Annotated in this window: 1 protein-coding gene; it reads right to left on the minus strand. The window is 57.7% G+C overall.

What is annotated here, in order from left to right:
* Positions 1-245: 245 nt before the first annotated feature.
* The gene (locus ACZ9W6_RS17635) at positions 246-341 is read right to left on the minus strand and encodes an integrase core domain-containing protein (protein ID WP_465190979.1); all 96 of its coding nucleotides are present in this window, start codon (positions 339-341) and stop codon (positions 246-248) included.
* Positions 342-343: the final 2 nt, after the last annotated feature.

Below are 343 nucleotides of genomic sequence, written 5' to 3' on the forward strand. Positions count from 1 at the left end.
TGTGTGAAAGTAGGACACCGCCAGACTCCCCCACGGAAGCCCGACTCTATGAGTCGGGCTTTGTGCTTTGTGCCGGGTGAAGCAAGGCAATCTCCCCGCCAAAACGATGCCGACCGGCATCTGTCCCTGTAATGGCCCAGCCCTTTCTGCACAGGTCAGGCTGCTAATTGATACGCCATCGCCGGCGTCTTCATCCTCAAAGCCTGGTGCGGGCGTCTGTAATGACCCAGCCCTTTCTGCACAGGTCAGGCTGCTAATTGATACGCCATTGCAGGCGTCTTCATCCCCAAAGCTTGGTGTGGGCGCCGGTGGTTGTAGAACCCAATCCAGTCTGCAATCACCC

The organism is Vogesella lacus (assembly GCF_979366295.1).